The sequence below is a fragment of the Clavibacter zhangzhiyongii genome (genome assembly GCF_014775655.1).
Taxonomy (GTDB): domain Bacteria; phylum Actinomycetota; class Actinomycetes; order Actinomycetales; family Microbacteriaceae; genus Clavibacter; species Clavibacter zhangzhiyongii.
Genome location: NZ_CP061274.1, coordinates 2,306,331 through 2,332,608 on the forward strand (window position 1 = coordinate 2,306,331; position 26,278 = coordinate 2,332,608).

Below are 26,278 nucleotides of genomic sequence, written 5' to 3' on the forward strand. Positions count from 1 at the left end.
TAGCAGAGCCTACGCGCGGACGGCGCGCGCGGACGCACGCCGCCGGTGCGGGCGGGTGGGGAGAAGGGGGTCTAGACGAGGATCTCGGGGCTGCCGATGGATCCGGCGGGCATCTCCGCGGCGAGGCGGTTGGCCTCCTCGATGAGCGTCTGGACGATCTCGGCCTCGGGCACGGTCTTGATGACCTCGCCCTTCACGAAGATCTGCCCGCGGCCGTTGCCGGACGCGACGCCGAGCTCGGCCTCGCGGGCCTCGCCGGGACCGTTGACGACGCAGCCCATGACGGCGACGCGCAGCGGCACGTTGACGTGCTTGAGCCCCTCGGTGACCTGCTCGGCCAGCGAGTAGACGTCGACCTGGGCGCGGCCGCAGCTCGGGCAGGAGACGATCTCGAGCTTGCGCTCGCGGAGGTTGAGCGACTGCAGGATCTGCAGGCCCACCTTCACCTCCTCCGCGGGAGGCGCGGAGAGGGAGACGCGGATGGTGTCGCCGATGCCCTCGGAGAGCAGGATGCCGAACGCCGTGGCGCTCTTGATCGTGCCCTGGAACGCGGGGCCGGCCTCGGTGACGCCGAGGTGGAGGGGCCAGTCGCCGCGCTCGGCGAGCAGGCGGTAGGCCTTGACCATGATGACGGGGTCGTTGTGCTTGACCGAGATCTTGAAGTCGTGGAAGTCGTGCTCCTCGAAGAGGCTCGCCTCCCAGACGGCGGACTCGACGAGCGCCTCGGGCGTGGCCTTGCCGTACTTCTGCAGCAGGCTCGGGTGCAGGGATCCGGCGTTGACGCCGATGCGGATGGAGGTGCCGGCGGCCTTGGCGGCCTTCGCGATGGCGCCGACCTGGTCGTCGAACTTGCGGATGTTGCCCGGGTTCACGCGCACCGCGCCGACGCCGGCGTCGATGGCCGTGAAGACGTAGCGGGGCTGGAAGTGGATGTCCGCGATGATCGGGATCTGGCTCTTCTTCGCCAGGATGTGCAGCACGTCCGCGTCGTCCTGGTGCGGCACCGCGACGCGCACGATGTCGCAGCCGGTGGCCGTGAGCTCGGCGATCTGCTGGAGCGTGGCGTTGATGTTGGTCGTCTGCGTGGTCGTCATCGACTGGACGCTGACCTGGGCGTCGCCGCCCACCTTCACCTTGCCGACGCTGATCTGACGGGTCTTGCGACGGGGCGCGAGGACCTCAGGGACCTTCGGCATTCCGAGATTGACTGCTGGCACGGGTACGAGCCTACGTCCGATTCCTGCGCGCCCGGTGCGTCGGGGGCGCGAGCGGCGCGACGGGCGGTCAGGTGAGGCGGACGGGGTTCACCAGGTCGGCGAAGATCAGCAGCGCGCTCATGGCGCCGAAGAGGATCACGACCACGAACGTCAGGGGCATGAGCTTCGCGACGTCGACGGGCCCGGGATCGCGGCGGCCGAGCACCTTGGCGAGGAAGCGGCGGACGCCCTCCACGACGGCGCCGAGCACGTGCCCGCCGTCGAGCGGCAGGAGCGGCAGGAGGTTGATCATGCCGAGCGCCACGTTGAGCGAGGCGACGAGGCCGATCATCGCGGAGGCGCGGGAGGCGACGGGCGTCTCGTCGAGGCTCGCGATCTCGCCGGCGACGCGGCCGACGCCGACCACGCTCATCGGGCCGTTGGGGTCGCGCTCCCCGCCGCCGAAGGCCGCGCGGCCGACGTCGACGAGCCGCTGCGGGAGGTTCAGGATGAGGTTGCCGACGGCCGCCATGTTCTCGCCCGTGGTGGTGAACGCGGCCGAGAGCGGCTGCCGCTGCACCGCCTGCGTGGGGCTGAAGCCGATGAGCCCGACCTCGCGCGTGACCGGCCGGCCCTGCTCGTCGACCTCGGGCGCGCCGCGCTGGCCGATGACCGCCTGCTCCGTGAGGACGGGCGTGATGGCGAGCGTCTGACGTGCGCCGTCGCGCTCCACGACCACGTCGAGCTCCCGGCCCGCGGACACCTGCACGGTGCCCGTGACCTGGTCCCACGCGGTGATCGGGGTGCCGTCGATGCTCACGATCGTGTCGCCGGGCTCGAGGCCGGCCGCGGCGCCCGGGGCGGCGGGGGCGCCGGCGGGGCAGGTGGCGGGATCGGCGGACGCGGTGGATCCTGCGGGCACGATGCACGCGTTCACCTGGCCGACCGTGGTGGTGGGCGTCGTGACGCCGAAGCCGCAGAGGACCACGGCGAACAGCAGGATCGCGAGGAGGAAGTTCATCGCGGGCCCGCCCAGCATGATGACCATGCGCTTCGGCACGGACAGCTTGTAGAAGGCGCGGTCCTCGTCGTCGCCGATGCTCTCGGCGCTGGCCTGGCGGGCGTCCTGCACGAGGAGGTCGAAGAAGCCGCGGCCGGCGCGGTCGTCGGCGTCGGGGGCGGCCGGGCCCGCGGCGTCGGCGGCGCCGCGGCGGGTGTCGGGCCCGACGAGCTGCGCGATGCCGGTGCTGCTCGTGCCGGCGCGCGAGCTCTGCGGCGGGAACATGCCGATCATGGAGATGTAGCCGCCGAGCGGGATGGCCTTCACGCCGTACTCGGTCTCGCCCCTGCGGCGGCTGAAGATCGTCGGGCCGAAGCCGATCATGTACTGCGTGACGCGGACGCCGAACAGCTTGGCGGGCACGAGGTGCCCGACCTCGTGGAGGCCGATGGACACGGCGACGCCGACCACGATGATGAGCACCCCGAGGATGTAGAGGAAGACGCCGTCCATGGTCGGAGAGGCTACCGCCCGCACCCTGGCAGGACGCCGTCGTGGTGCGGATCGGCGGGCGTCCCCGGACGGCGCCCGGCGCCCCCCGGCTAGGCTGGGGGTCCCGTGACGAGAGGTGCCCCCATGCCCGGAGAACGGACCGACGGCCTCGCCGGCACGCTGCTGGCCGGCCGGTACCGCATCAGCGGCCTGCTCGGCCGCGGCGGGATGGCCACCGTCTACCGCGCCGCCGACGAGACGCTCGGCCGCGAGGTCGCCGTGAAGGTCTTCGCGACCGACTCCGCCGATCCCGGCGAGGTCGAGCGCCAGGAGGGCGAGGTGCGGATGCTCGCGGGGCTCAGCCACCCCGGCCTCGTGACGCTCTTCGACGTGGGCGACGACGTGGTCGCCGACCGCGCGCTCGCCTTCATCGTGATGGAGATCGTCGACGGCACCACCCTCGCCGACCGCATGAAGGAGGGGCCGCTGCCCGGGCCCGAGGTCGCGCGCATCGGCGGGATCCTCGCGGACGCGCTCGGCTACATCCACCGCCGCGGCGTCGTGCACCGCGACGTGAAGCCCGCCAACGTGCTCCTCGCCCACCCGGAGGACGACGAGCCGGCCGCCGCGAAGCTCACCGACTTCGGGATCGCGCGGCTCGTAGACGGCACGCGCCTCACCTCCACCGGATCCATCATCGGGACCGTCAGCTACCTCAGCCCCGAGCAGGCGCTCGGCGAGCAGGTGGGCGCGCCGACCGACGTGTACGCGCTCGGCCTCGTGCTCCTCGAGTGCCTCACCGGCCGCCGCACCTTCCCGGGCACCGCCGCCGAGTCGACCATGGCGCGCGTCGTGCGCGACCCCGAGATCCCGGCCCGCCTCGGCAGCGCCTGGGTCGACCTCCTCTCCCGCATGACGCGGCGCGATCCGAGATCCCGGCCGACCGCGCGCGAGGTCGCCGCGGAGCTGCGGACCGGACGGGCGCCCACCTCGACCGTGGACGAGCCGACCGCCGCGTCGACGCGCGTGATGCCGGCCGCAGCCGCTTCCACCGCCGCCGCGCCCGCCGCCGCAGCTGCCGCGGCGCCCTTCGCCGACCGGGACGCCCGGACCGAGCGCTTCGCTCCCCCGCCGGGCGCGCCCCTCGACGACCCGACGGGCACGTCGGCGACCGCCGAACCGACCGTCGCGGGCCGCGAGCCCGCGCGACGCCGCGGCGCCCGCGCCCTCAGCATCGCCGTCGTCTCCGTGCTCATCGCCGCGGCCGCCGTGGTCGGCGTCGTGACCTTCCAGTCCTTCTCGGACCGCGACACCAACTACCCGTCCGTCCCCGGACCCCTCGGCGCCAGCCTCGAGGAGCTGCAGAAGAGCGTGGAGGACGCCCCGTGATCCGCACATCGACCCACTCCGCCGGCGCACCCGGCCGTCGCTCCCTCCGCGGCCGCGCCGCCGTGGGCCTCGCGACCGCCACCACCGCCCTGCTCCTGCTGGCCGGCTGCGCCGGTCCGTCGACCCCCGCCGACCGCGCGCTCGACGACCTGCAGCAGCGCACGCTCGCGGTCACCGAGTCATCGAAGGACGGCGACTACGCCAAGGCGCTCGCGCAGCTCGAGGAGCTGCGCGGCGCGGTCGAGGCGGACCTCGCCGCCGGGACCGTCGACCAGGCCCGGCACGACGAGGTCATCGCGCGGATCGACGCGGTGAAGGCGCAGCTCGAGGCGGCCCGCGACGCGGCCGGCTCCACGCCGACGCCCACGCCCACCCCGACGCCGACCCCGAGCAGCTCCCCCACGCCCTCGCGCACGCCGGCGCCGTCCCCCACGCCCACGCCCAGCCCGACCCCCACGCCGACGAAGTCGCCCGCGCCGACGCCGAGCCCGGCGCCGACGCCCGGCCAGGGCGGCGGGAACGGCAACGGGAACGGGAACGGCGGATCCGGCAACGGCGGCGGGAACGGGAACGGCGGGTCCGGGAGCAACGGGTCGGGGAACGGATCCGGCAACGGGAACGGGAACGCCGACGGCTGAGCCGGAGCGCGCTCCCGCTCGGCCCGTGCCCGGGTGAGCGGATGCGCGTCCGTGGCGATCGGCGGCTCCGCCAGCGGAGATCCGGATGCCGACTACCGGCTACCCGCTAGCGGCTTCTCCGCCCCGTGCGCGACGGCTCCGACGCGACGGTTCCGGTGCGGAACCCCTCGGTCGGGTCAGGCGCCGAGCACGCGGTCGGCTTCGGCGCGCGCCCAGCGCTCCGCCTCCGCGAGCGACTCGCGCGTGAGCGCCCCCGAGGCGGGCGCGTGGGCGTCGACGACGCGGCGGATGGTGTCGACGATGTCGAGGAAGCCGGCGCGACCCGCGTGGAAGGCCTGCACGGCCTGCTCGTTCGCGGCGTTGTAGACGGCCGGGTAGGTGGATCCGGCCGCGCCGACCTGCTTGGCCAGGAGGACGGCGGGGAACGCCTCGTCGTCGAGCGGCTCGAAGGTCCAGGTGGCCGCCTTCGTCCAGTCGATGGGGACGCCGACGTCGTGCATGCGGTGCGGCCAGTTCAGGCCCAGCGCGATGGGGAGCCGCATGTCCGGCGGCGAGGCCTGCGCGAGGGTGGACCCGTCGATGAACTCGACCATGGAGTGCACGAGCGACTGCGGGTGCACGACCACGTCGATGCGGTCGTACGGCACGTCGAAGAGCAGGTGCGCCTCGATGACCTCGAGGCCCTTGTTGACGAGCGTCGAGGAGTTCGTCGTGATGACGAGGCCCATGTCCCACGTGGGGTGGGCGAGCGCCTCGCGCGGCGTGACGTGCTCGAGCTCCGCGCGGGTGCGGCCGCGGAACGGCCCGCCCGACGCGGTGACCACGAGGCGGCGCACCTCCTCGGCCGTGCCGCCGCGGAGGGCCTGCGCGATGGCCGAGTGCTCGGAGTCGACGGGGACGAGCTGGCCGGGCGCCGCGAGGGACCGCACCAGCTCGCCGCCGACGATGAGCGACTCCTTGTTGGCGAGGGCGAGCGTGCGGCCCTCCTCCAGCGCGGCGAGCGTGGGGCCGAGCCCCACGGATCCGGTGATGCCGTTGAGCACCACGTCCGCGTCGACCGAGCGGATGAGCTGCTCGGCCTCGTCGGCGCCGAGCGCCGTGTGCTCCACGCCGGCGACGCGCGCCTGCTCGGCGAGCGCCTCGCGCTTGCTGCCGGCGCCGAGCCCGACCACCTCGAAGAGCTCCGGGTGGCGCGCGATGACCTCGAGGGCCTGCACGCCGATGGACCCGGTGGATCCGAGGACGATGACGCGGCGCACGGCTGCTCCTACTGGGCCGGGGCGGACTGGGTGCCGAGGATGTCGACGACGAACACGATCGTGTCGGTGCCGCCGATGTCGTCGCCCTGGCCCTTGTCGCCGTAGCCGTCGGCGGGCGGGATGACCGCGATGACCTGCGAGCCGACCTTCTGGCCCACGAGCGCCTTCGAGAAGCCCGGGATGACGCCGCTCGTCGGGAATGAGACGGGCTTGCCGCCCTTCTCCCAGCTCGAGTCGAAGACCTTCTTGGTGTTCCAGTTGATGCCCGTGTACTGCACGGTGACGTTCGCGCCGTCGGTGACCGTCTCGCCGTCGCCGACCTTGAGGTCGGCGATCTTGGTCTCGGTCGGCGGCGCCGCGTCGGGGATCGTGATGGTGGGGGCGCCGTCGTCGCCGAGCGACACCGCGGGGAAGCCCTCGGGCGCGGGCTGGTCGGCGCCGTCGGCGCGCGTGGGCACCTGGCTCAGCACGTCGACCACGATGACGATGGGGTCGTCGGCGCCGAGGCCGAGCTGCGAGGACTGCTCGGCGGCGAAGCCGTCGGCGGCCGGGACGACGGCGACGATGCGCGAGCCGACCGTGGTGCACTCGACGGCGCGGACGACGCCAGGGACGAGCGCGCTGTCGTCGAGGCTCGCGGGCAGCGGGGCGTCCGCGTTGTAGGCGAGCTGCGAGATGGCCTCGCCGGACGTGCCGTTGTAGGCGGCGAGCGCGATGTTGGCGGTGGCGCCCGCGCCGACCTCGGCGCCGTCGCCCTCGGTGACCACCGTGCGCTCGGTCGTGTCGACCTTCAGCGGTCCGTCGACCGTGACCTCGGGGGCGGTGCCGAAGTCGCCGGAGACCTTGACTGACTTCGACGCCTCGCCCGAGGGCGTGTCGATGCAGGAGGCGCCCGCGGTGCGCGCGCCGGCCGTCGGGCTGGCGGACGGGTCGGCGTCCGGCGTGCCGCTGCCGGAGCAGGCGGACAGCGCCAGGACGGCGGCCGCGGCCAGGGTGAGGGGGATGCGTCGCTTCACGGGAGTCGCTTTCATCGGCGCGGCGGACGCACCAGGTTTGTGGGAGGGACCGGGACAGTCTGCCCGACGTGGCCGGGGACGCGCTGACAGGCTCCGGGCGGGGCGGGGCGCGGCGGGCGGTGCGCGGGGATCGCGACCGCGGGTCAGGCGGCGGCGACCACGGTGCTCGGCTCGTGGTGCACGGGGAAGGCCACGCTCGCGGCGATGAAGCAGCGCTCGGACGCGCCCTGGTGCAGCGAGGTGGCCAGCTCGACGTGCGCCGGATCCCGCACCGTGACGACGGGCCGCAGCGTGACCTCGACGAAGTGCCCGCCCCCGTCGTCGGTCTGCCGCATGGTGCCGGTGGGCGCGTCGCTGTAGCCGACCACGACGACGCCGGCCATGGCCGCGGCGTGCAGGTAGCTGAGCAGGTGGCACTGGGCGAGCGCGGAGATGAGGGTCTCCTCGGGGTTCCAGCGGTCGACGTCGCCGCGGAAGGGGCGGTCTGCGGACCCCAGGAGGTCGGGCTTGCCCGCGGCGCGCACGACGTGGTCGCGGCCGTAGGAGCGGTAGTCGGACGTGCCGGATCCGCGGTCGCCCGTCCACTCGAGGGACAGGGCGTACCGGTGCTCGATCTGCATGGGATCACGCTAGCGAACGGGGCCGCGACCCTCCCGGATCCGGCTGCCCGCGCGGGTAAACTCGCCGGATCATGACAGACACCCTGGACTCCGCCCGCGTCGGCACCCCCGCCGGCTCCGCCTCCGACTCCCCCGCCGCGTCCGCCCGCGACGCGCGCCCGCAGGTGCCGCAGGAACGACGCATCGTGACGGAGATCCCGGGCCCGCTCTCCCGCGAGCTGCATGAGCGCCGGAAGCGCGTGGTGCCGCCCGGGGTCTCGTCGCTGCTGCCCGTCTACATCGCGCGCGCCCACGGCGCGGTCGTCGAGGACGTGGACGGCAACCGCTTCATCGACCTGGGCGCCGGGATCGGCGTGACCACCGTGGGCCACACGCGCCAGGAGGTCGTGGACGCGGCGACCGAGCAGCTCGGCGACGTGATCCACACGCTCTTCACCGTGACGCCCTACGAGGAGTACGTGCGCGTGGCGGAGCTGCTCGCGGAGCACACGCCCGGCACGCACGAGAAGCGCACGGTGCTCGTGAACTCGGGCGCGGAGGCCGTGGAGAACGGCGTGAAGATCGCGCGCAAGCACACGGGCCGCCGCGCGGTGGCGGTGCTCGACCACGGCTACCACGGCCGCACCAACCTCACGATGGCGATGAACTACAAGGCGTCGCCCTACGGCACGGGCTTCGGCCCGTTCGCCGGCGACGTCTACCACGCGCCGAGCTCGTACCCGTATCACGACGGCCTCTCGGGCGCCGAGGCCGCGGCCCGCACGATCTCGTACCTCGAGAAGCGCATCGGCGCGACGGACCTCGCGTGCGTGGTCGCCGAGCCCATCCAGGGCGAGGGCGGCTTCATGGTGCCGGCCGACGGCTTCCTGCCGGCGCTGCAGGAGTGGTGCACGGCGAACGGCGTGGTGTTCATCGCCGACGAGATCCAGTCGGGCCTCGCCCGCACCGGCCGCTTCTTCGCGAGCGAGCACCTGGGTCTCGTGCCCGACCTCGTGCTCACCGCCAAGGGCATCGCGGGCGGACTGCCGCTCGCGGGGGTGACCGGCCGCGCCGAGATCATGGACTCCGCGCTCCCCGGCGGGCTCGGCGGCACGTTCGGCGGCAACCCCGTCGCGGCCGCGGCGGCCGTCGCCGTGTTCGAGGCGATCGAGGCGCACGGCCTGCTCGCCGAGGCGACGCGGATCGGCGACCACCTCCACCGCGCGCTCACCGCGCTGCAGGCGGAGCACGACATCATCGGCGACGTGCGCGGCATCGGCGCGATGACCGCGATCGAGCTCGTGCAGCCGGGCACCGGATCCACCACCAAGGAGCCGAACGCCGAGGCGGTGGCGGCCATCGCGGCGCACTGCCACGCGCACGGCGTGATCATCCTCACGGCGGGCACGTACGGCAACGTCCTCCGCTTCCTGCCGAGCCTCGCGATCTCCGAGGAGCTGCTCGACGACGCCCTCGGCGTGATCGCCGACGCGTTCCGGGCGCTCTGATGGGGACGACCGTCGAGACGATCCCCGTCCAGGGCGCCGTGGAGCTCGCGGTGCTCGACCGCAGCGGCTTCGTGGAGTCGCGCCACATCGGCGCGGCCGTCGTGCTGTCGGGCGCGGGCGAGGTGCTGCGCGAGGTCGGGGACGTGGCCGCTCCCGTGTTCCCGCGCTCGAGCATGAAGCCGTTCCAGGCCCTCGCGGTGCTCGCGAGCGGCGCGGAGCTGACCGAGGAGGAGCACGTGCTCGCCACGGCCAGCCACGCCGCGACCGCCCGGCACGTGGAGGTGGTGCGCGGGATCCTCGCGAAGGCCGGGCTCGACGAGTCCGCCCTCCGCTGCCCCGCCGACTGGCCGCTCGACCGGGCCGCGCGCGACGAGCTCGTGCGCGCGGCGATCCCCGCGTCGCCCGTCCACATGAACTGCTCCGGCAAGCACGCCGCGATGCTGCTGGCCTGCACGACCAACGGCTGGTCGACCGAGGACTACCTGCACCCGGACCACCCGCTGCAGGTGCGGATCCGCGACGTCGTGGAGCGCTTCACGGGCGAGCGGATCGCGACGACGGGCATCGACGGCTGCGGCGCGCCCGTGCACGCGATGTCGCTCACGGCGCTCGCGCGCGGGATCCACCGCATCGCGACCTCCGCGCCCGGCTCGCCCTTCGCGCTGTACCGCCACGCGGCGGCGCTCACGGCGGCCGTGCGGGCGCAGGGCTGGGCCATCGACGGCCCCGGCCGCGCCAACACCGTCGTGATCGAGCGGCTCGGGCTCTTCGCCAAGGGCGGAGCCGAGGGGATCATGATCATGACCGCGCCCGACGGCACCACCGTGGCCTCGAAGACGCTCGACGGGAGCCTGCGGGCGTCCACGATCGTGGCGCTCGAGCTGCTCGCCGAGGCGGGTGCGATCACGCGGGACGACGTGGAGCGCGTGCGCCCCGAGCTCGACCTCGTGGTGCTCGGCGGCGGGGTGCCCGTGGGCGAGATCCGGGTGTCGCCGACGCTGCTCGGCTGAGGCGGACGGGTCACGCGACGACCGCGGTCGTCGCGTGACGGGCATCGCGGGGTCGCGGCGTCGGAGTCGCAGTCGGCGAGGGCGTCGGCGTCGGCCACGAGCGACGGCGCACGTCGCCCGCGGGGGTGACCTGCCAGACGCGTCCCGGGACGGGCGCCAGCGGTGGCGGCGTGGAGCGCACGCGCAGCAGGGTGCGGGCGTCGCGGGGCGCGCAGCCCTCGAGGACGACGCTGCCCGCGCGGCGGATCTCCGCGAGGAGCGCGCCGCGGACGAGCCACGCGTCCGCGTCGGCGACGACGACGCGGAGGCCCGTCGGCTGCGCGGCGGCAGCGGCGGCAGCGGTAGACAGAGGCACGCCCGATCCCTCCGGGGTCGGGCGCGCCGCATCCGGCGACCACCCGACCGGGAGGTGCGCGGCCTCCGCCGCGTCCCAGCCGAGGGCGCGGAGGCGCGCCACCGCGGCGACCGGGGAGGGCGTCACGAGCGCGTGCACCGCGTCCGGGCCGAGGCGGAGGGGCGGCGCGGGATCCGGGGCGACGCCGTCGTGGAGCGCCGAGGCCGCCGCGCCCTCGGGCGGCAGCGCCACCTGGATCCGCTCGCCCCGCCACTCCCCCGCGCCGGGCGTCGCGCGCGGGTCGTGCAGGCGCGGATCGCCGCCGGCGAGCACGTGCTCCTGCCTGCTGGGCAGCGGGAGGAGCACGGGCGGGCCCGCGGCCGCGGCGACGGCCTGCAGCGCGCCTCCCGGCCGTCGCGCCGAGGCGGCGAGCGCCACGCCCGCGAGCGGGCCCTCGCGGACGACGACCGCGACGAGCTCGAGGAGGGCCGCCTGGTGCTCCGGCTCGAGCCGGGAGACGGCGACGTCGAGGTCGTCGGCGAGCACGAGCAGCGGCCGGCGCGGCGCGGCGGGATCGCGGATGCGCGCCACCACCGCGCTCATCGCGTCCCAGCAACCCTCCGGATCCGCGGGCGCCGCCCGGACCTCCACGCCGCCCGCCCGCGCCGCCGCCCGGAGGGTGCGCAGGCACGTGCTGCGGCCGGATCCCGGCCCGCCCACGACGAGGAGGTGGCCGTGGGTCGCGGGCCGCCACGCTGCCGTCTCGCGTCGCTGCTCGGCCGGCAGGTCGACGAGGGCGAACGGCACCGACGGCGTCGCCGCTCCGGCCGGCGCGGCGGCGGGCGCGGCGGCGGGCGCGGCGGCGGGCGCGGCGGCGGGTGCGGCGGCGGGCGCGGCGAGGTCGGCGAAGGGGACGGCGGCGGGCAGCGGATCCAGCCAGGGGCGACGCACGGGGATCCGCGGCGGGCGGGCGGCCGCGACGCGGGCGAGGTCGTCGGCCGTCGCGACCGCGACCTGGAACGGCCGCGCCGGCCCGCCGTGCGCCCCGATGAGGCAGCGGCCGACGGGCGCGTCGCCGAGGCGCGCGGCCTCGGGCGTGCCGAGGAGCGCCCGGCTGTCCGCCTCGTTGTTGACGCGCAGCGAGAGGCGGAGGTCGCAGTTGGCGAGCACGGCGTCGCGGACGACGCCGGCCGGGCGCTGCGTGCACAGCACCAGGTGCATGCCGAGCGACCGGCCGCGGGCCGCGATGTCGGCGACGACCTCGTGCAGGCCGTCCTGGTCGGCGAGGAGGGCGGCCAGCTCGTCGACGACGATGACGAGGCGCGGCAGGACGCCGGCGGCCGCGGGGTCGTCCACGTCGCGCGCGCCGGCCTCGCGCAGGGTGCGCTCGCGATGGCGGATCTCCGCGCGCAGGCTCTCGAGGGCGCGCCGCGCACCCTGTCCGTCGAGGTCGGTGACGAGCCCGACTGCGTGCGGCAGGACGAGCAGCGGGTCGAACGCCGCGCCGCCCTTGAAGTCGACGAGGAGCACCGTGACCTCCTCGGGCGGATGCGCGGCTGCGAGCGCCGCCATCCACGTGACGAGCAGCTCGCTCTTGCCGCTGCCCGTGGTGCCCGCGACCACCGCGTGCGGGCCGTCCGCGACCAGGTCGATCGCGACGGGTCCGTCGTGCCCCACGCCGACGACCGCGGCGAGCGAGCGGGCGGGGGCGGCGACGGATGCGGGTGGGATGCCGGGCGTCGCGACGGCCGGCAGCTCCGCGAAGGGGACGCGCGAGGGCAGCGGGGCACGGGCCGCGGCGAGCCCGCGGTGCCGGGCGAGCGCCGCGAGCTCGTCCGCGAGGCGCGCCGCCTCCGCGAGGGACACGAGCTCGAGCCGGACGGCGCCGGTGCGGGTGAGGCGGGCGGGGCCGTCCTCCCCGCCGGGCCGTCCGGCGGCGGGGTCGGCGGCGGGGTCGGCGAGCGGCTCGGCGGCGGACGCGGCGGCCTCGCCGGGCGCGGCATCGGGGGCGCCGGGCGCCGGTTCGGCCGCGAGGATCCGCGCGTCGCCCGGACGCCGCACGTCGAGCACCGTGCGGCACGCGGCCGGGAGCGCCTCGACCCGGGACGCCGCCGCGAGCACGACCTCCCGCGCGCCCAGCCGCAGGCGCACGACCGCGGCTCCCGGATCCTCCGCCCCCACCTCGACGCGCAGGCCGTCGGCCGCGTGCGGGAGGCGCGCGAGCCAGTCCCACGCGGGATCCGCCGGGCGCGCGACGACGCGCAGGTCGTCGGGCGGCAGCGCGTGCACGAGCTGCACCACGACGCCCCGGAGGACGGGCGCGACCAGCGCGGGAGCGCCGCGCAGCCCGAGGCCGCCCGCGGAGGAGACGAGGACGGGGGCGTCGGGGACCCAGCCCACGAGATCCGCCCACGTCGGCGCACCGCCCGCGACGGCCGATGCAGCGCGACCGTGGACGGAGCGGGAGCGGGAGCGCGGCAGCGGCGGACGACGCGCGCGCCGCTGACGGGCCGGCGCCACCTCGCCGGGGACGCGCGCCCGCGGATCCCCCCGCCAGAGGAGGCCGCTCGGCACCTCCCCCGTGCCGAGCGCGAGGACCGGCGCCGCGCGGCCGGCGTCGATGCCCGGGTCCGCCCGCCAGAGGAGCGCCGGGTTCGCCCGCCCGTCGAGGATGTCGCGCGCGGACGGGGCCCGCGACCCGAGCGCGGCGCGGACCGCGGCGATGCGCGCCCGCACCTCCGCGTGCAGGCGCTCGTGGCCGGCGCGCTCCTCCCGGGCCGCGCGGCGGGCGGAGCGGCGGCCGGAGATGCGCTGGTCGGCCACGCCCGCGACCGCGACCACCGGGCCGAGGGCCGCGAAGAGGAGGGCGTACGGCGAGCGCGTGATCGCCCACACGGCGACGCTCACGACGAGCGGCGCGGCCACGCCCAGCACGGGGAACGGCGGGGGCGGGGCGGGTACGGGCGACGGGGGCGGGGCGATGTCCACGGCGCGAGACCACCACGCCGCGCGACCGTCGCCGGCCGGCGGACCGCGGTCCGTGGAGGGCGGCCGTCGAGGCGGGCTGGGGAGGATCCGTCAGGGCCGCGGACGACGGCGCCCGTGCGAGCGAGCACCGTGCCCGCCCGCGCCGGCACCGTGCGCACCGGCACCGTGCGCACCGCCCCCGCCGCGCCCGACCCACCCGCGCCGCAGCGACGCCGGCGACACGAGCGCGCGCAGCCGCTGCCGCCGGGTCCGCCCCGCGTCCATGCGGGTCGCGAGCTCGTCGACGCGGCGCCACGCGGCGTCGGCGAGCGGATCCGGCACCTCGCCGGGCGCGAAGGCCGCCTCGTCCGCCACGTCCGCCAGCCCGCGCGCGCCGCCCACCCCGACGAGCCGCGCCACCTCCCGTCGCGTCGCCGCGGCCTCGGGCACCAGCCCGCGGTCGACCGCGCCGTCGCGGAACTCCTCCCACGCGCCGCGCACCCGGTCGCGTGCGGCGGCGGCGCCCCGGCGGCGACGACGACGCCGCACCTTGGCGCCCACGACGGCGAGGAACGGCGAGGCCGCCAGCCCCAGCGCGAGGAGCGACCAGCCCGCGACGCGCACGGCGGCGAGCAGGGCCTGGAGCGCGGGATCCGCCTCGGGCCGGTCGTCGCGGCTCGCGTCGGGCGGGGTGCGGTCCTCGGGCTCGGCCTGCTCCTCGACGGGCGGCGGCAGCACCGTCTGCGGGCGGGCGACCTCGGTCGGCTCGTCGGGCAGGGCGTCCGGGACGTCGCGGACGGGCGGGTTCGGGTCGACGGCGACCCAGCCGGAGGAGGCCGTGTCGACCTCGATCCAGGCCGTGACGTCGGATCCCCGGATCGGCACCGGCCCGCCGAGCGCCTCCCGCACGGCCGCCTCGCCCGGCGCGAAGCCCATGACGACGCGGACGGGGAAGCCGAGGTCGTCGGCCATGAGGGCCGCCGCGACCGCGTACTGCTCGGCGTCACCGAGCATCGGCCGGGTGGTGAGGAGGTCGGCGATGCGCTCGGCGGAGTGGCCCGACCGGCTGAAGGGCGCGTCGCCGACGCCGTGGCTCACGTAGCCGTCGGCGCGGAGGGCGGAGATCGCCGCGACGAGCTGCGCGCCGGGCGACGCCGACGTGCCGGGGCCGGCGTCCGCGCCGCCCGCGGTGGCGCCGTCGGGGGCGGCGACGGAGGCGTCGACGCGCGCGCCCACCTCGTCGGGCACGCCCGTCGGCCGGGGCGCGACGGCGTCGCCGGGGCGCTCGTCGGCCAGGGCCTCCAGCGGCGGGGTCGACGCGACGACGGCCTGGACCTCGTAGGCGTCGCCCGCGGACAGCCCGCCGAGGACCGCGCCCGTCGCGGTCGCGTCGTCGTAGTAGAAGGAGTCGGCGAGGCGCCCCCCGTCGTCCGCGAAGCCGATGCGCTCGAGGCGGCCCGCGCCCGGCAGCCACACGCCGCGGTAGTCGCCGACGACGACGTCGAGGGTCACGTCGTCGCCCGCGACGCCGGTCTGGTCGAGCCGGTACGGCACGCGCGCGAAGGTGCCCGACGCCTGGCCGGTGCGCGACGCGTCGACGCTGCCGCGCGCGCCGCCGACGCCGTAGATGACGCCGTCGTAGGTGTCGAGCGCGGCCAGCCGGATCCGCCCGCCCGCGGGGAGGCCCCGCACGGTCAGCAGCGTCGCGTCGACGGCCGGCTGCTTCCAGTAGGTGCGGAACGACGACAGCGGGCTGACCTGCTCGCGCGGGTCGAACGGCTGCTCCACGGTGGAGCGGAGGCCCGTGCGCGCGGCGTGCGGCGGGGCCGCGGCGGTGGCCGCGACGCCCGCGACGAGGGCGACGGCGAGCACGGCCGCGGCGGAGGCGCCGGCGCGCGCGCCCGAGCGGCGGCGGTCGGCGGCGGACTCCACGGGCATCCCCGACTGCCGGCCGAGGCGGCGCACGGCCCGGTGGCGGCGGCGCCAGCGGCAGCGCGCGATCCACAGCAGGGCCGTCGCGAGCCAGGCGAGGGCGACCGGGACGAGGAGGCCCGACGCGTCGGGGGCGTCCGGGCCCTGGCTGCGGTCGGGTCCGAGGGCGGCGGCCGCGAGGAGGATCACGAGGGACGGGATCACCGCGAGCTCCGGCCGCCGGGACCGCAGCGCCACGGTGAGGCCGACGACCGAGCCGAGCAGCACGAGCGCGAAGGCGGGGACGAGCAGCGCCTGGTAGTCGCCGACGGGGAGGGCGATGGTCAGCAGCCGGACGACGCCGAGCGAGGCGCCCTCCACGAGGTCGCGGAGGCCGGCGAGCGTGGGCCGCCAGCCGTCGACGGCGCGCGTCGGCACGGCGAGCGGCACCCCGAGCGCGAGGAACGCGACGAGCACGGCGCCCGCGACCACGGCGCTCCCCCAGCGGAGCCGCGCGCCGGCGAGCGCGATCGCGAGGCCGGCGGCCAGCGTGATCGCCGCCATCCGGACGAAGGACGCGTCCTGGTGCACGGGCCAGAAGGCCGCGGTCGCCAGGCCGGTGAGCAGGGCCACGGCCAGGACGGGGACGAGCGTGCGGCCGGGGTCGCGGGATCCGGCGCCCCTCACGTCGCGCTCCGCTGCAGGGCGCCGCGCAGGTCCTCGAGGTAGCCGATGGTGAGCACCGAGAGGTCGCCGATGCGCCGCAGGGAGGGCTCGGCCTCGGGGTCGCAGACGACCGCGACCACCTGGACGCCGGGCGGGAAGCCGACGGCGGCGGAGCGGATCGCGCGGGGGCCTGCCCCCGTGCCGCAGACGAGGAAGACGACGGAGACGCCCGCGACCTCGTCGGCGGCCGCGCGGGCGAGCTCCACGACGTCGACGGCGCGGTCGGCGGCCGCGATGCCGGCGAGGTCGTCCAGGAGGCGGGTGCGCGTGACGGTGGCGAGGCGGACCAGGCGCGCGGAGCGGGACCGGGCGGGCGCGGACCGGGCGACCGTGCGCGCGAGGCCCGGCAGCGTGGGCGCCGTCGGGAGGCGGCGGCGGGCCCGCCCCGCGCGGTCGGCGCTGGCGACGACGGACACCGTGCGCGCGTCCACGATGGCGCGCGCGCCGAGCGAGCCGACGACGCTCACGGCCAGCTCGAACTCGGCGTCGGCGGCGGATCCGGCGAGCCCGCCCTCCGACCGCCCCGCCGCGACCGTGGTCCCGCCGGCGGGGACGGCGGATCCGGCGACGCCACCTTGCGCGGACGACGCGGACGCGGCGCGCGCGCCGTCCGCCGCCGCCGCTCCCGCCTCGGCCTCCGCCTCCGCCTCCGGCGCCCCGTAGTCGCCCGCGTGCAGCGACAGCGCGACCATCACGTGGCTCCGCCGGGTCTCCTCGAACCGGCGCACCATGTGCACGCCCGTCTTGGCGGTGGACCGCCAGTGGATGTGCCGCACGGCGTCGCCCGGCACGTACTCGCGGAGGGACTGGAACGACACGTCGCTGTCGGTGAGGTCGCGCGTGGCGCGGCCCTCGAGGTCGCGCACGAAGCCCGTGCTGGTGCTCGGCATGGCGAGGGTGCGGGGATGCACGAGGAGGCGGGTCGCGGCGGCCTCGGCGGACTCGCGGCGCACCAGGCCGATCGGGTCGCCGCGGACGATGCGCGCGGGCCCGAGCGCGATGACGCCGCGACGCGAGGTCGGCACGACGAACACGTCCTCGTGGACCTGCCCGTGCCCGAGCGAGGGGACGTGGATCTCGGCGAGGCCGGATCCCACGGGCACCTCGACCGTGAGGCCCACGGCCCGGCGCCGCAGCGGGTTGCGGACCGCGACGGTGGCGGGCGCGCGCTCCCCCGCGACGACCCGGTCGCGCGGGAGGCGGAGCGCCACCTCGACGCCGGCGGATCCGACGAGGTGCAGGAGCGCGATGACCCAGAGCGCGGCCGCCGTCCACGCGACGGCGACCAGCTCACGCCAGCCGAGCGCGTAGCCGGCGGCGCCCGCGACGACGGCCGCGATCGCGACGACCCGGCCGAGCGGGGTGACGACGCCGAGGAGCCGGACGACCGCGTTCCGCGGCGGGGCGGCGGGAGCCTGCGGGTCGTCGCCGAGGGCGGGCGCGGCGGGTGCGGCGGACGCAGCTGACGCAGCGGCTGGCGCGGACGAGCTGCCGCGGCGCGTCCCGGCCGCGCTCATCCGCCCGGCCGCGCGCCCGCGGCGTCGGGAGCGGCTCCGGCGCCCGGAGCACCCGGTGCCGCCTCGCCCGCGAACGGCGCCCCCGCGTACCGGTCGCGCGGCGGCGCGGTCTCGATGAGGATCTGCGACAGCACGCTCGTGGGCGTGACCCCGTCGAACTCGGCCTCGGGATCCAGCAGCAGGCGGTGCGCGAGCACGGGCTCGGCGAGCGCCTTCACGTCGTCGGGCACCACGTAGTGCCGGCCGTCGGCGGCGGCCCACGTGCGGGCGGCGCGCACGAGCGCGAGGGCCCCGCGCACGCTCGCGCCCAGCCGCACCTCGGGCGCGACGCGCGTCGCGTCGACGAGGCGCACGACGTAGTCGGCGATCGCGGGATCCACGTGCACGGTGCCCGCGCGCTCCTGCAGCGCCCGCACGGACGCGGCCGTCGCGACCGGCGCGAGCGTCACGTCGTGGGCGCTCACGGCGGCGCCCTGCAGGATCCGCAGCATCGACTCGTGGTCGGGGTACCCGATGGAGGTGCGCAGCAGGAAGCGGTCGAGCTGCGCCTCGGGCAGCGCGTAGGTGCCGGCCTGCTCGATCGGGTTCTGGGACGCGATGACCATGAACGGGTCGCCCACGTCGTACGGGGTGCCGTCGACCGTGACGCGGCCCTCCTCCATCACCTCGAGGAGCGCGGACTGGGTCTTCGGGCTCGCACGGTTGATCTCGTCGGCCAGCACGATGCTCGCGAACACGGGCCCGCGGTGGAACTCGAACTCGCCCGTGCGCTGGTCGTAGACGCTGACGCCCGTGATGTCGCCGGGCAGCACGTCGGGCGTGAACTGCACGCGGCTGTGCGTGCCGTCGACCGTCTGCGCCATGGCGCGCGCGAGCGAGGTCTTGCCGGTGCCGGGCACGTCCTCGAGCAGCAGGTGCCCGCCCGTGACCATGGCCGTGAAGGCGAGGCGGACCACGTGCGACTTGCCGAGGAGCACCTGCTCGACGCTGCGGACCAGCCGGGCGAACTCGTCCTGGAAGGCGCGGGCCTCGTCGGCGGTCATCGTCATGGGGCGTGCCTCTCGGGTGCGGCCGTCGGGATCGGCGGGAGGGCCGCGGGATCGGCCGTCATCCGCGGTGGGCGTACGTGTACAGGGTGCCCGAGTTCGCGGTGACGCGCACCTCGAGGATCCGCTCGGCGCCCGCGGGGATCGCGCAGGATCCGGCCGCCCCCGAGGACGCGTCGATCCACGCGCCCTGGCCGCCGCAGCGGCGCTCGCTCCGGGCGTAGCCGCCGCCCGACGGCATGGAGGTCCAGGAGGCGCTCGTCGCGCCGGACCCGTCGGTCGCGAACTGCACGTCGCCCGCGCGCGCGTCGACCGCGGTGCCGGCGGAGACCGGAGCCGACCAGCCGCTCGAGCGCTGGCGCCCGTCGCCCGAGTCCTCGAGGACGCGCAGCTGGATCGTCGCGCCGACGCCCGTGCGCGGCAGCGTGAGCGCCTGGCCGACGCCGATCGGGAAGCCGTCGCCCTGCCCGTCGACCCGGTACAGCAGCAGCGCCGACGCGGACGGGTCGCCCGGCCGGTAGCGGACGTCGGCGAGGACCGCGCGGAAGACGCCGTCGGCCGAGCGGTCGGGGCTCGGCAGGTCGACGCGGACGACGGGCGTGGACGGCGCCGTACGCGGGGTCAGCTGCCCGGCCTCGACGACCGTGCAGCCCTGGCTGTTGGCGGCGAGCACCGCGAAGGCGACGGGCTCGTCGACGGCGAGTCCCGTGACGACGTGGCTGGTGGCCCCGCCCACGTCGACCGCGGGGCCGTGCTCGGCGGCCCACGGCGCGACGCCCTCGGTGGCGACGGAGCAGCCGGGCGCGGATCCGGGCGCGTACGCGGCGACGAGGTAGCGGATCCCGTCGACGCCCTGGCCCTGGAACGCCGGCCACGACACGGTGACGCTCGTCTCGTCGACCCCGTACGCGGTCGCGGTCGGCGCGCCGGTCGCGGTGGGGGCACCGCGCGGCGTGCCGGTCGTGGAGGCGGCGAGCCACGCGGACGCCTCCTGCACCTGGGCGCTGTTGCGCGCGGCGACGGACACCGCGACGGGCACCTCGGCGACGAGCGACGGATCCCGCACCTCGACGCCCGTGGCGTCCGCGGCGACCTGACGGGTCACGCCACCGACCGTCACGACGTACTGCGTGACCGGGCTCGACGACGCGGGCACCGCGGACGGCTGCCACGACACGCGCAGGCCGTCGACGAGCGGCTCGGTCGCGAGGCCCGCGGGCGCGGCCGGCAGCACGTCCGACCAGAGGCCCGAGACGGAGACCGGATCCGACGCCCCGACGCCGTTGACCGCGCTCACCTCGACCTGCACGCCGTTCGACGGCCCGTTGCCCGGGGTCGGCACGGTGCAGGTGGTGGAGGGACAGGTCACGGTCGCGGTGGCCGTGCCGCCGCGGAGCACGCGCACCTGGTAGCCCGTGACGGCCGAGCCGTTGGCGACGCCCGGCTCGAAGGCGACCGTGAGCGAGCGGTCCGCGAAGCCGGTGGCGCGGAGGGCGGAGACGGGGCCCGGGCGGTCCTGGACGTGGATCACGACGGTGCCGAACGCGGCCCGGCCGGCGTCGCCCGTGGCGTCGCGCACCTCGTACTGCACGCGCACGTCGCCCGGCAGCGCGTCGGCGGAGGCGCTCACGGCGAGGGTGGCGCGGTCGTCCGACGGGGTCACGGTGACGCCCGCGGGGAGGCTCGCGCCGTCCGCGCCGCGGATGGAGGCGACCGTGAGCGGCGTGCCGGGGAACGGGTTCCCCGCCTGGTCGTTGGCGAGCACGTCGATCGTGGTGGAGGATCCGCGGGTCACCTCCCCCTCGTCGGTCGCGGGCTGCGCGAGCGGCCGCGTCGAGGGCACGACGCGCAGGTCGACGCGGCCGGCGCGCCCGGACTGGGTGGCGTCGCGCACGCTCACGGGGAAGGACGCGGCGGCGCCCGCGGCCACGCCCTCGTCGGCGGAGATGCGGAGCGTCCCGCCGTCCACCGACGCGCGGAACCCGGCGGCGACGGCGCCCTCCACCGCGAACGCGAGCTGCGAGCGGTCGTCGGCGTACGGATAGGTGGTGAGGCGGCCGAGGTCGATGTCCTTGGACTGCCCGGGCTCGAGGTCGATCACGGCGCCCCGGAACACCGGCGGCTGGTTCTCGGTGGGCGTCACCGTGATCGGCAGGACGAGCGCGGCGGTGCGGCCGCCCGCCCCTCCTGCGGGCCCGGATCCGTCCGTAACCGCGAACGCGATCGCGGCGGGCCCGAAGTACCCCGGCTCGCTGCGGTACGCGATGGTGTCCTCGTCGACGAGCTCGACCGGGCCGTCGGCGTGCGTCGCCGAGAGCGAGTTCGGGTCGGCGATCCGCACGGCCCGCCCGCCCGCCGCGACCACCTGGTCGTCGAGGTCCACCACGAGCCGCTCGCCGCTCGCGACGGTCGGGCGCGGCACGCCCACGCGCAGCTGCGGCAGCGTGTCCTCGAAGCCGGGCACCCAGATGAAGGCCGTCGCCGAGACGGCGGGGTCGTCGGGCTGCGCCACCGTGAACGGCACGATGCGGCGCCGGTCGCCGACCTCGACGCGGATCCGGCCGTCGGGCGTCACGCGCGCCACGTCCTCGTAGCCCGCGCCCACGCTCATCACGAGCGCCGACACGTCGCCCTCCGCGGAGAAGACGTTGCGCATCACGTCGACGTCGACGCTCGAGCGGTCGAGCACGTCGGAGAGCTGGAGCACGGTGTCGCGCGCGACGGGGCGGGTGGGCGGCGCGGCGGGATCCACGATGACCGTGAGGAACGCCTCGTCCGTGCCCCCGCGCGCGTTGCGCACGCCGTAGACGAAGCCGTAGCGGCCGGCCTGCTCCGGCGCGACGACGCGGACGGTGTCGCCGTCGAGGCCCGCGACGAGGCCCTCCGCCTGCGGCTGCACGGAGACGAGCTCGAGGGCGCCGCCGTCCGGATCCGTGTCGTTCGCGAGCACCTGCACGCGGAGCACGCGGCCGGGCCGCACGGTCACGGTGTCGGCGGTCGCGACCGGGTTGCGCGCGCCCTCGACGCGCGGGCTGATGCCCACGCGGATCGTGCCGGTCGCGCGCGCGCCGAGCCCGTCGACGACGGCGTAGGCGAACGCGTCCGTGCCGGTGGAGTAGTCGCCCGCCTGGTACTCGATCCAGTCCGGCCCGACCTCGGTGACCTGGCCCTTCTCGGGTGCCGCGTCCTGCCCGAGGAGGCGCACGGAGTCGCCGTCGGGATCGATGCCGGTGAGCGGCACGGGGATCCGCACGGTCTCGCCGGCGAGCACGCGCGCGGTGAGCGGGCGCGGCGCGGGCGCGACGTTGGTGGCGGCGTCGGCCTCGCGCACGGAGATGGTGAGGGTCGCGGTCGCCCACTGGCCGTCCGGCGCGACCGCGCGGTACACGGCCGTGTGGTCGCCCGTGCGGTCGGGCGCGAGGTAGCGGAGCCGGTCGTCGCTCGCGAAGAGGAGGCCGGCGCCCTCGGGCAGCGGATCCACGAGCACGGGGTCGAGGCGCAGAGCGTCGCCGTCGGGCTGCTCGTCGTTGGCGAGCACGGGGATGTCGACCGCGTCGCCCACGCGCACGGCCACCCGGTCGTCGGTCGCCACGGGCGGCTGGCGCACGGCGGGCTCCGGCACCTCGATCACGGTGATCACGCCCGTCGCCTCCGCCACGCCGTTGCTCACGCGGTACGCCACGTCCACGGGCCCGTCGAGCGGCCGGGTCAGGCTGATCCGCACGAGCCGCTGCTGCACGACCTCCGCCCGCACGCCGATCGCGTCGCCGGGCGAGGTCGCGTCGGTGATCACGAGCACGCCGCCCGCGGGGTCGAAGTCGGCCGCGAGCACGTCCACGTCCTGCGCCTGGAGCGCGCGCACGAACACGGTGTGCGGCACCGTGACGGGCCGGCCGTCGGACTCGACGGCGCCGCGCACCTCCACGCGCACCGTGCCCGTCGCGGTCACCCGCCCGTCGGTCACCGTGTACTCGAGCAGGTGCGTGCCCGCCACGGCGCCCTGCAGGCGGAAGGTGCCGGCCTCGAGGTCGGGCGTGACCTGCACGCCGGCCCGCGCGGGCACCGCCGCCAGCCGGATGGCCCCGCTCCCGCCGCGCGCGTGCGCGAGCGGCTCCACCGTGATCTCGCGCCCGATCGACGCCTGCACCACGAAGCCCTCGGCCACGAGCGGCACGTCGCCGGCGCGGCGCACGGTGACGACCAGCTCGCCGGATCCCTCCTCGCGCCCGTCGGACACCTGCAGCGCGACCGTGCGCGTGTCGCCGCCGGCCCCCGCGTCCGTGTAGACGACGCGGCCCTCGGGCTTCCAGCTCACGGCGTCGGGCGCGGCGACGCTCGCGCGCGTGAGGTACACCGGATCCCCGTCGGGGTCGTACCAGCTCCCCAGCACGTCGGCCTGCAGCCGGTCGCCCTCGGCCACCGTGCCCGTCGCGGGCCGCGCCTGCACGGGCGCAGCGTTCTCGTCGGCGGCGCGCACCGCGACGCGCACGTCCGCGGTCGCCGTGCCGCCCCGGCCGTCGCTCACGACGTAGGAGAAGCGCACGACGCCGGAGGCCCCCGCGGCGAGCGCGAGCTGCAGGCCCTGCCCCTCGTCCACCACGTCGACCGCGCCGACCGCCGCGTCGACGGGCGTGACGGAGTCGATGACGAGCACGTCGCCGTTCGGGTCGTGGTCGTTGAGGAGCACGGGCAGCGCGGTCGTCCGGCCGGGACGCGCGCCGAGGTCGTCGTCGACCGCGACGGGCGGCTGCTGCACGCGGTCGGTCTCGGGCGGGGTGTCGGCCGTGTTCTGCTCGACGACGGTGTCGGAGCGGTCGCGGTCGATGAGGTCCGACCAGTTGTCGATGAGGCCCGCGCCGCGCTGCACGGCCCACGCGGTGCCGCCGCGCACGTCGTTGAGCACCACGCGGGCGCCGTCGACGAGGAAGCGGAGGGCGGCCTGCGCGGGCGCGCCCGGGAGATCGGTGAGGGCGCCGGCGGCGGAGCGGCGGGGATCGCCGCCCTCCTCGCCCGCGATGGCGGCGGGTGCGAGGCAGCGCTGCCAGGAGGATCCGCCGGCCCAGCCCGCGTGCTCGCAGCCGTCCACGCGCACGGGCCGCGCGGGTGCGCCGGAGGGCCGGTCGGCGACGACGACGGGGTCGCCGCCGGCCACGGGCACCTCGACGAGGCCGCCCGTGTGCGCGACGAGCACGCTGCCGCCGTCCCCCGAGGCGCGCTGGAGGGCGACGCGCGCGTCCCCGGCGACGGATCCGGCGAGGTCGACCGTCCGCCCGTCGAGGAGGAGGGCCCGCGCGTCGGCGTCGTAGAGGGCCCAGCGGCCGTCGACCGAGGTGAGCGCGAGCCGCTGCCCGGCGGGCCGCCCCGCCTCGCCCGCCTCGACGGTCTCGCCGCCGACCGCCCGCGCGGGATCCGCGCCCTCCGCCGTCGGGTCCGCCGCGGCGCCCACGGGCCCCACGTCCACGGTCGCCTCGACCGTGTCGTCCGTCGCCGCGCGGATCCGCGACAGCATCCCCGACTCCGCCGAGTACACGAGCAGGGTGCCGTCGTCGTCCATCGACGCGACCGCGTCGGCGCCGAGCAGGAGCGCGGGCGCGCTCGCGGCGTCGAAGGCCGCGAGGCCCGCCACGGGCACGAGCCAGAGCTGGCCGGTCGCGGGCACGAGGATCGCCACGCGGGATCCCGCGAGCATCACCTCGGCGCCCGCGGGCAGCGGCGCCGTGTCGACCACCTCGCTCGTCGCGTCGTCGACCACGTCGAGCCGGGAGGCGCCGCGGTCGGCGAGCAGCACGGTGGATCCCGCCTGCAGCACGTCGATGTCCTCGCTGCGGGAGTCGACCACGCTGTCGAGCTCGAGCACGGCCGTGTTGGCGCGGCCGATGGCCTGCTGCGCGGAGTTGACGACCCACACCGACCCGTCGTCGAGGTCGACGCGCTGCGCGTCGTAGCCGTCGGAGACGAGCGCGAAGCCCGCGAGGAGGGCGAGCACGAGCGCGCCGCCGGTCGCGGTCGTCGCGGCCTGGCGGTGCCGGCGGATCCAGTCGCGGATCATCGCGGCAGCTCCGCGCACTTCTCCGTCGACGCGGCGCCCGCGATGCCGTCGCGCGTGACGGTGACGCGGATGCACGCGCGGTCGCCCGTGCCGCCCGTGCCGGCCGTCACGCGGAAGGACGTGTCGCGCTGCGTGCTCGGCAGGCCGCCGTCGCGCACCACCTGGTAGGCGTCGCCGGCGTCGAGGCCCGGGTCGCTCCAAGAGAACTGCACGCCGTCGGCGGTGGTCGCGGCCTCGATCGCGCCGACCACCGGGATGTCGCGCGCGGCCGTGCCGCTGCGGGACGCCCCGAGCAGGACGCCCACGAGCACGCTCGCGACGATCGCGCCGGACGCCGCCGCGACGAGCGCGATGCGGTGCCGGGCGAGGAAGGACCGCGGCCGGGGCGCGGCCGACCGGCCGGGGACGGAGGCGCCGACGGGCCCGGATCCCGAGCGGCCCACCGACGCGGACACCGCGCGCACCGGATCCGACGCGGACGCCGTCGACGCCCCGCCCGAGCGCACGCCCACGCCGCCGATGACCGCGCGCGCGGCGGGCGCGCCCCCGCGCCCCGCGGCTCCCCGCCCCGCGGTCGGGGTCGCCTTCCGCCGCGCCCGGCGCACGCCGCCGGAGCCCGCGGTCCCGGGATCCACCTGCACGATGCCGCGCACGCGCGTCGGGTCGTCGCCATCGTCGTCGCCCGCCGCGACCGCGGAGGCCCAGTCCTCGCTCGCGACCTCGAGCGGCGTCTGCGCGAGCTGCAGCTCCGCCTCGACCGCCTGCAGCTCGCGCACGAACGCGAGCGCCGACTCCGGCCGGGCCGACGGCTCCCGCGACATCGAGCGGCGCAGCACCAGCTCGAGCCGCTCGGGCACGTCGGCGCGTCCCGTCGGCAGCGGCCGCGCGCGCTGGATCCGCGCCACGAGGTCCGCGGGCGCGTTCTGCCCGCCCGGCACCTCGAAGGGGCTGCGCCCGGCGAGCAGCGAGTACACGGTCGCGGCGAGCGACCACACCTCGCTCCGCACGGTGCCCGGGCTCTCCTCGGCGAGCACCTCGGGCGCCGACCACGGGATGGACAGGCCCACCGCGTCGGTCGCGGCGGCGTCCTCGAGCGTGGACGCGATGCCGAAGTCGCTGAGCACGGGGTGCCCGAACGCGGTGGTGAGGATGTTCGCCGGCTTGATGTCGCGGTGCAGCACGCCCGCGCGGTGGGCGGTCTCGACGGCGCTCGCGATGCGGATCCCCACCCGCAGCGCCTCGGCGACGCCCAGCGGCTCGCGCCGGTAGCGGTCGCTGAGGCTCGACGAGCACAGCTCCATCACGAGGTACGGCCGGCCGTCGGCGGCGACCGACGCCTGGTGCACCGTGAGCACCGACGGGTGCGCGCTCAGCTGCGCCATGAGGTCGGCCTCGGCGCGGAACATGGCGCGCAGCCGCTCGGTCACGATCTCCGCGAGCATGACCTTCACGGCGACCTGGCGCCGCGGCATGTCCTGCTCGTAGAGGAACACGTCGGCGAAGCCGCCGGATCCGAGCACCGTCACGTACGTGAACCCCGGCAGCACCGGCGGGGACGACGGCAGGCGTCTGGCCATGGCCCCCTCTTCGGGTTCGGACCGACGGCAGGGGCTGGTGCGGG

The 26,278-nt window shown here is 76.9% G+C and carries 15 protein-coding genes; 4 read left to right on the top strand and 11 right to left on the bottom strand.

Going from position 1 to position 26,278, the window contains the following annotated elements; all coding sequences use genetic code 11:
* Window positions 1-71: 71 nt before the first annotated feature.
* Both ispG and H9X71_RS10930 read right to left on the bottom strand, forming a co-directional pair.
* Complete coding sequence (gene ispG / locus H9X71_RS10925; RefSeq protein WP_172403766.1) at window positions 72-1,217, bottom strand: flavodoxin-dependent (E)-4-hydroxy-3-methylbut-2-enyl-diphosphate synthase; 1,146 nt, start codon at window positions 1,215-1,217, stop codon at window positions 72-74.
* 67 nt (window positions 1,218-1,284) lie between these two features.
* Window positions 1,285-2,709: a M50 family metallopeptidase gene (locus H9X71_RS10930; protein ID WP_191147121.1), complete on the bottom strand. Its 1,425-nt coding sequence runs from the start codon at window positions 2,707-2,709 to the stop codon at window positions 1,285-1,287.
* 123 nt (window positions 2,710-2,832) lie between these two features.
* Here H9X71_RS10930 and H9X71_RS10935 point away from each other — a divergent pair, with 123 nt between their 5' ends.
* Together H9X71_RS10935 and H9X71_RS10940 are read left to right on the top strand one after the other, a co-directional pair.
* Window positions 2,833-4,077, top strand: a complete 1,245-nt coding sequence (locus tag H9X71_RS10935; RefSeq protein ID WP_191147122.1) for a serine/threonine-protein kinase — start codon at window positions 2,833-2,835, stop codon at window positions 4,075-4,077.
* Entirely contained in the window at window positions 4,074-4,715 is a 642-nt protein-coding gene (locus tag H9X71_RS10940; protein WP_244961585.1) for a hypothetical protein, read from the top strand. The genes H9X71_RS10935 and H9X71_RS10940 overlap by 4 nt, the downstream gene beginning before the upstream one ends.
* 176 nt (window positions 4,716-4,891) lie before the next feature.
* On the opposite strand, the gene H9X71_RS10945 is transcribed toward H9X71_RS10940, so the two are convergent.
* From H9X71_RS10945 to H9X71_RS10955, 3 genes are all read right to left on the bottom strand, one after another.
* A complete protein-coding gene (locus H9X71_RS10945; RefSeq protein ID WP_191147123.1) occupies window positions 4,892-5,974 on the bottom strand; it encodes a 1-deoxy-D-xylulose-5-phosphate reductoisomerase in 1,083 nt (360 codons plus the stop codon).
* A gap of 8 nt (window positions 5,975-5,982) precedes the next feature.
* Window positions 5,983-6,990, bottom strand: coding sequence for an FKBP-type peptidyl-prolyl cis-trans isomerase (locus H9X71_RS10950; protein ID WP_244961587.1), 1,008 nt, complete (start codon window positions 6,988-6,990; stop codon window positions 5,983-5,985).
* Between the two features lie 143 nt (window positions 6,991-7,133).
* Window positions 7,134-7,610, bottom strand: a complete 477-nt coding sequence (locus H9X71_RS10955; RefSeq protein WP_191147125.1) for an OsmC family protein — start codon at window positions 7,608-7,610, stop codon at window positions 7,134-7,136.
* 71 nt (window positions 7,611-7,681) lie between these two features.
* On the opposite strand from H9X71_RS10955, the gene gabT reads away from it, so the two are divergent.
* Both gabT and H9X71_RS10965 read left to right on the top strand, forming a co-directional pair.
* Window positions 7,682-9,097 (top strand): 4-aminobutyrate--2-oxoglutarate transaminase, encoded by a 1,416-nt coding sequence (gabT, locus tag H9X71_RS10960; protein WP_244961589.1) that lies wholly within the window; start codon window positions 7,682-7,684, stop codon window positions 9,095-9,097.
* Window positions 9,097-10,107 carry an asparaginase gene (locus tag H9X71_RS10965; RefSeq protein WP_191147126.1) on the top strand — a complete coding sequence of 337 codons (1,011 nt, stop codon included), beginning with the start codon at window positions 9,097-9,099 and terminating at the stop codon, window positions 10,105-10,107. The genes gabT and H9X71_RS10965 overlap by 1 nt, the downstream gene beginning before the upstream one ends.
* 10 nt (window positions 10,108-10,117) lie before the next feature.
* On the opposite strand, the gene H9X71_RS10970 is transcribed toward H9X71_RS10965, so the two are convergent.
* The 6 genes from H9X71_RS10970 to H9X71_RS10995 form a co-directional block, all read right to left on the bottom strand.
* A complete protein-coding gene (locus H9X71_RS10970) occupies window positions 10,118-13,429 on the bottom strand; it encodes an FtsK/SpoIIIE domain-containing protein (RefSeq protein ID WP_191147127.1) in 3,312 nt (1,103 codons plus the stop codon).
* A 90-nt stretch (window positions 13,430-13,519) separates the two neighbouring features.
* Window positions 13,520-16,006, bottom strand: a complete 2,487-nt coding sequence (locus H9X71_RS10975; protein WP_244961591.1) for a transglutaminase-like domain-containing protein — start codon at window positions 16,004-16,006, stop codon at window positions 13,520-13,522.
* Window positions 16,003-17,562: a DUF58 domain-containing protein gene (locus H9X71_RS10980; protein WP_191147128.1), complete on the bottom strand. Its 1,560-nt coding sequence runs from the start codon at window positions 17,560-17,562 to the stop codon at window positions 16,003-16,005. Before H9X71_RS10980 ends, H9X71_RS10975 begins: the two co-directional genes overlap by 4 nt.
* Entirely contained in the window at window positions 17,559-18,611 is a 1,053-nt protein-coding gene (locus H9X71_RS10985) for an AAA family ATPase (protein ID WP_191147129.1), read from the bottom strand. The genes H9X71_RS10980 and H9X71_RS10985 overlap by 4 nt, the downstream gene beginning before the upstream one ends.
* A 58-nt stretch (window positions 18,612-18,669) precedes the next feature.
* Window positions 18,670-24,657, bottom strand: a complete 5,988-nt coding sequence (locus tag H9X71_RS10990) for an Ig-like domain-containing protein (protein ID WP_191147130.1) — start codon at window positions 24,655-24,657, stop codon at window positions 18,670-18,672.
* A complete protein-coding gene (locus tag H9X71_RS10995; protein WP_191147131.1) occupies window positions 24,654-26,234 on the bottom strand; it encodes a serine/threonine-protein kinase in 1,581 nt (526 codons plus the stop codon). The genes H9X71_RS10990 and H9X71_RS10995 overlap by 4 nt, the downstream gene beginning before the upstream one ends.
* Window positions 26,235-26,278: the final 44 nt, after the last annotated feature.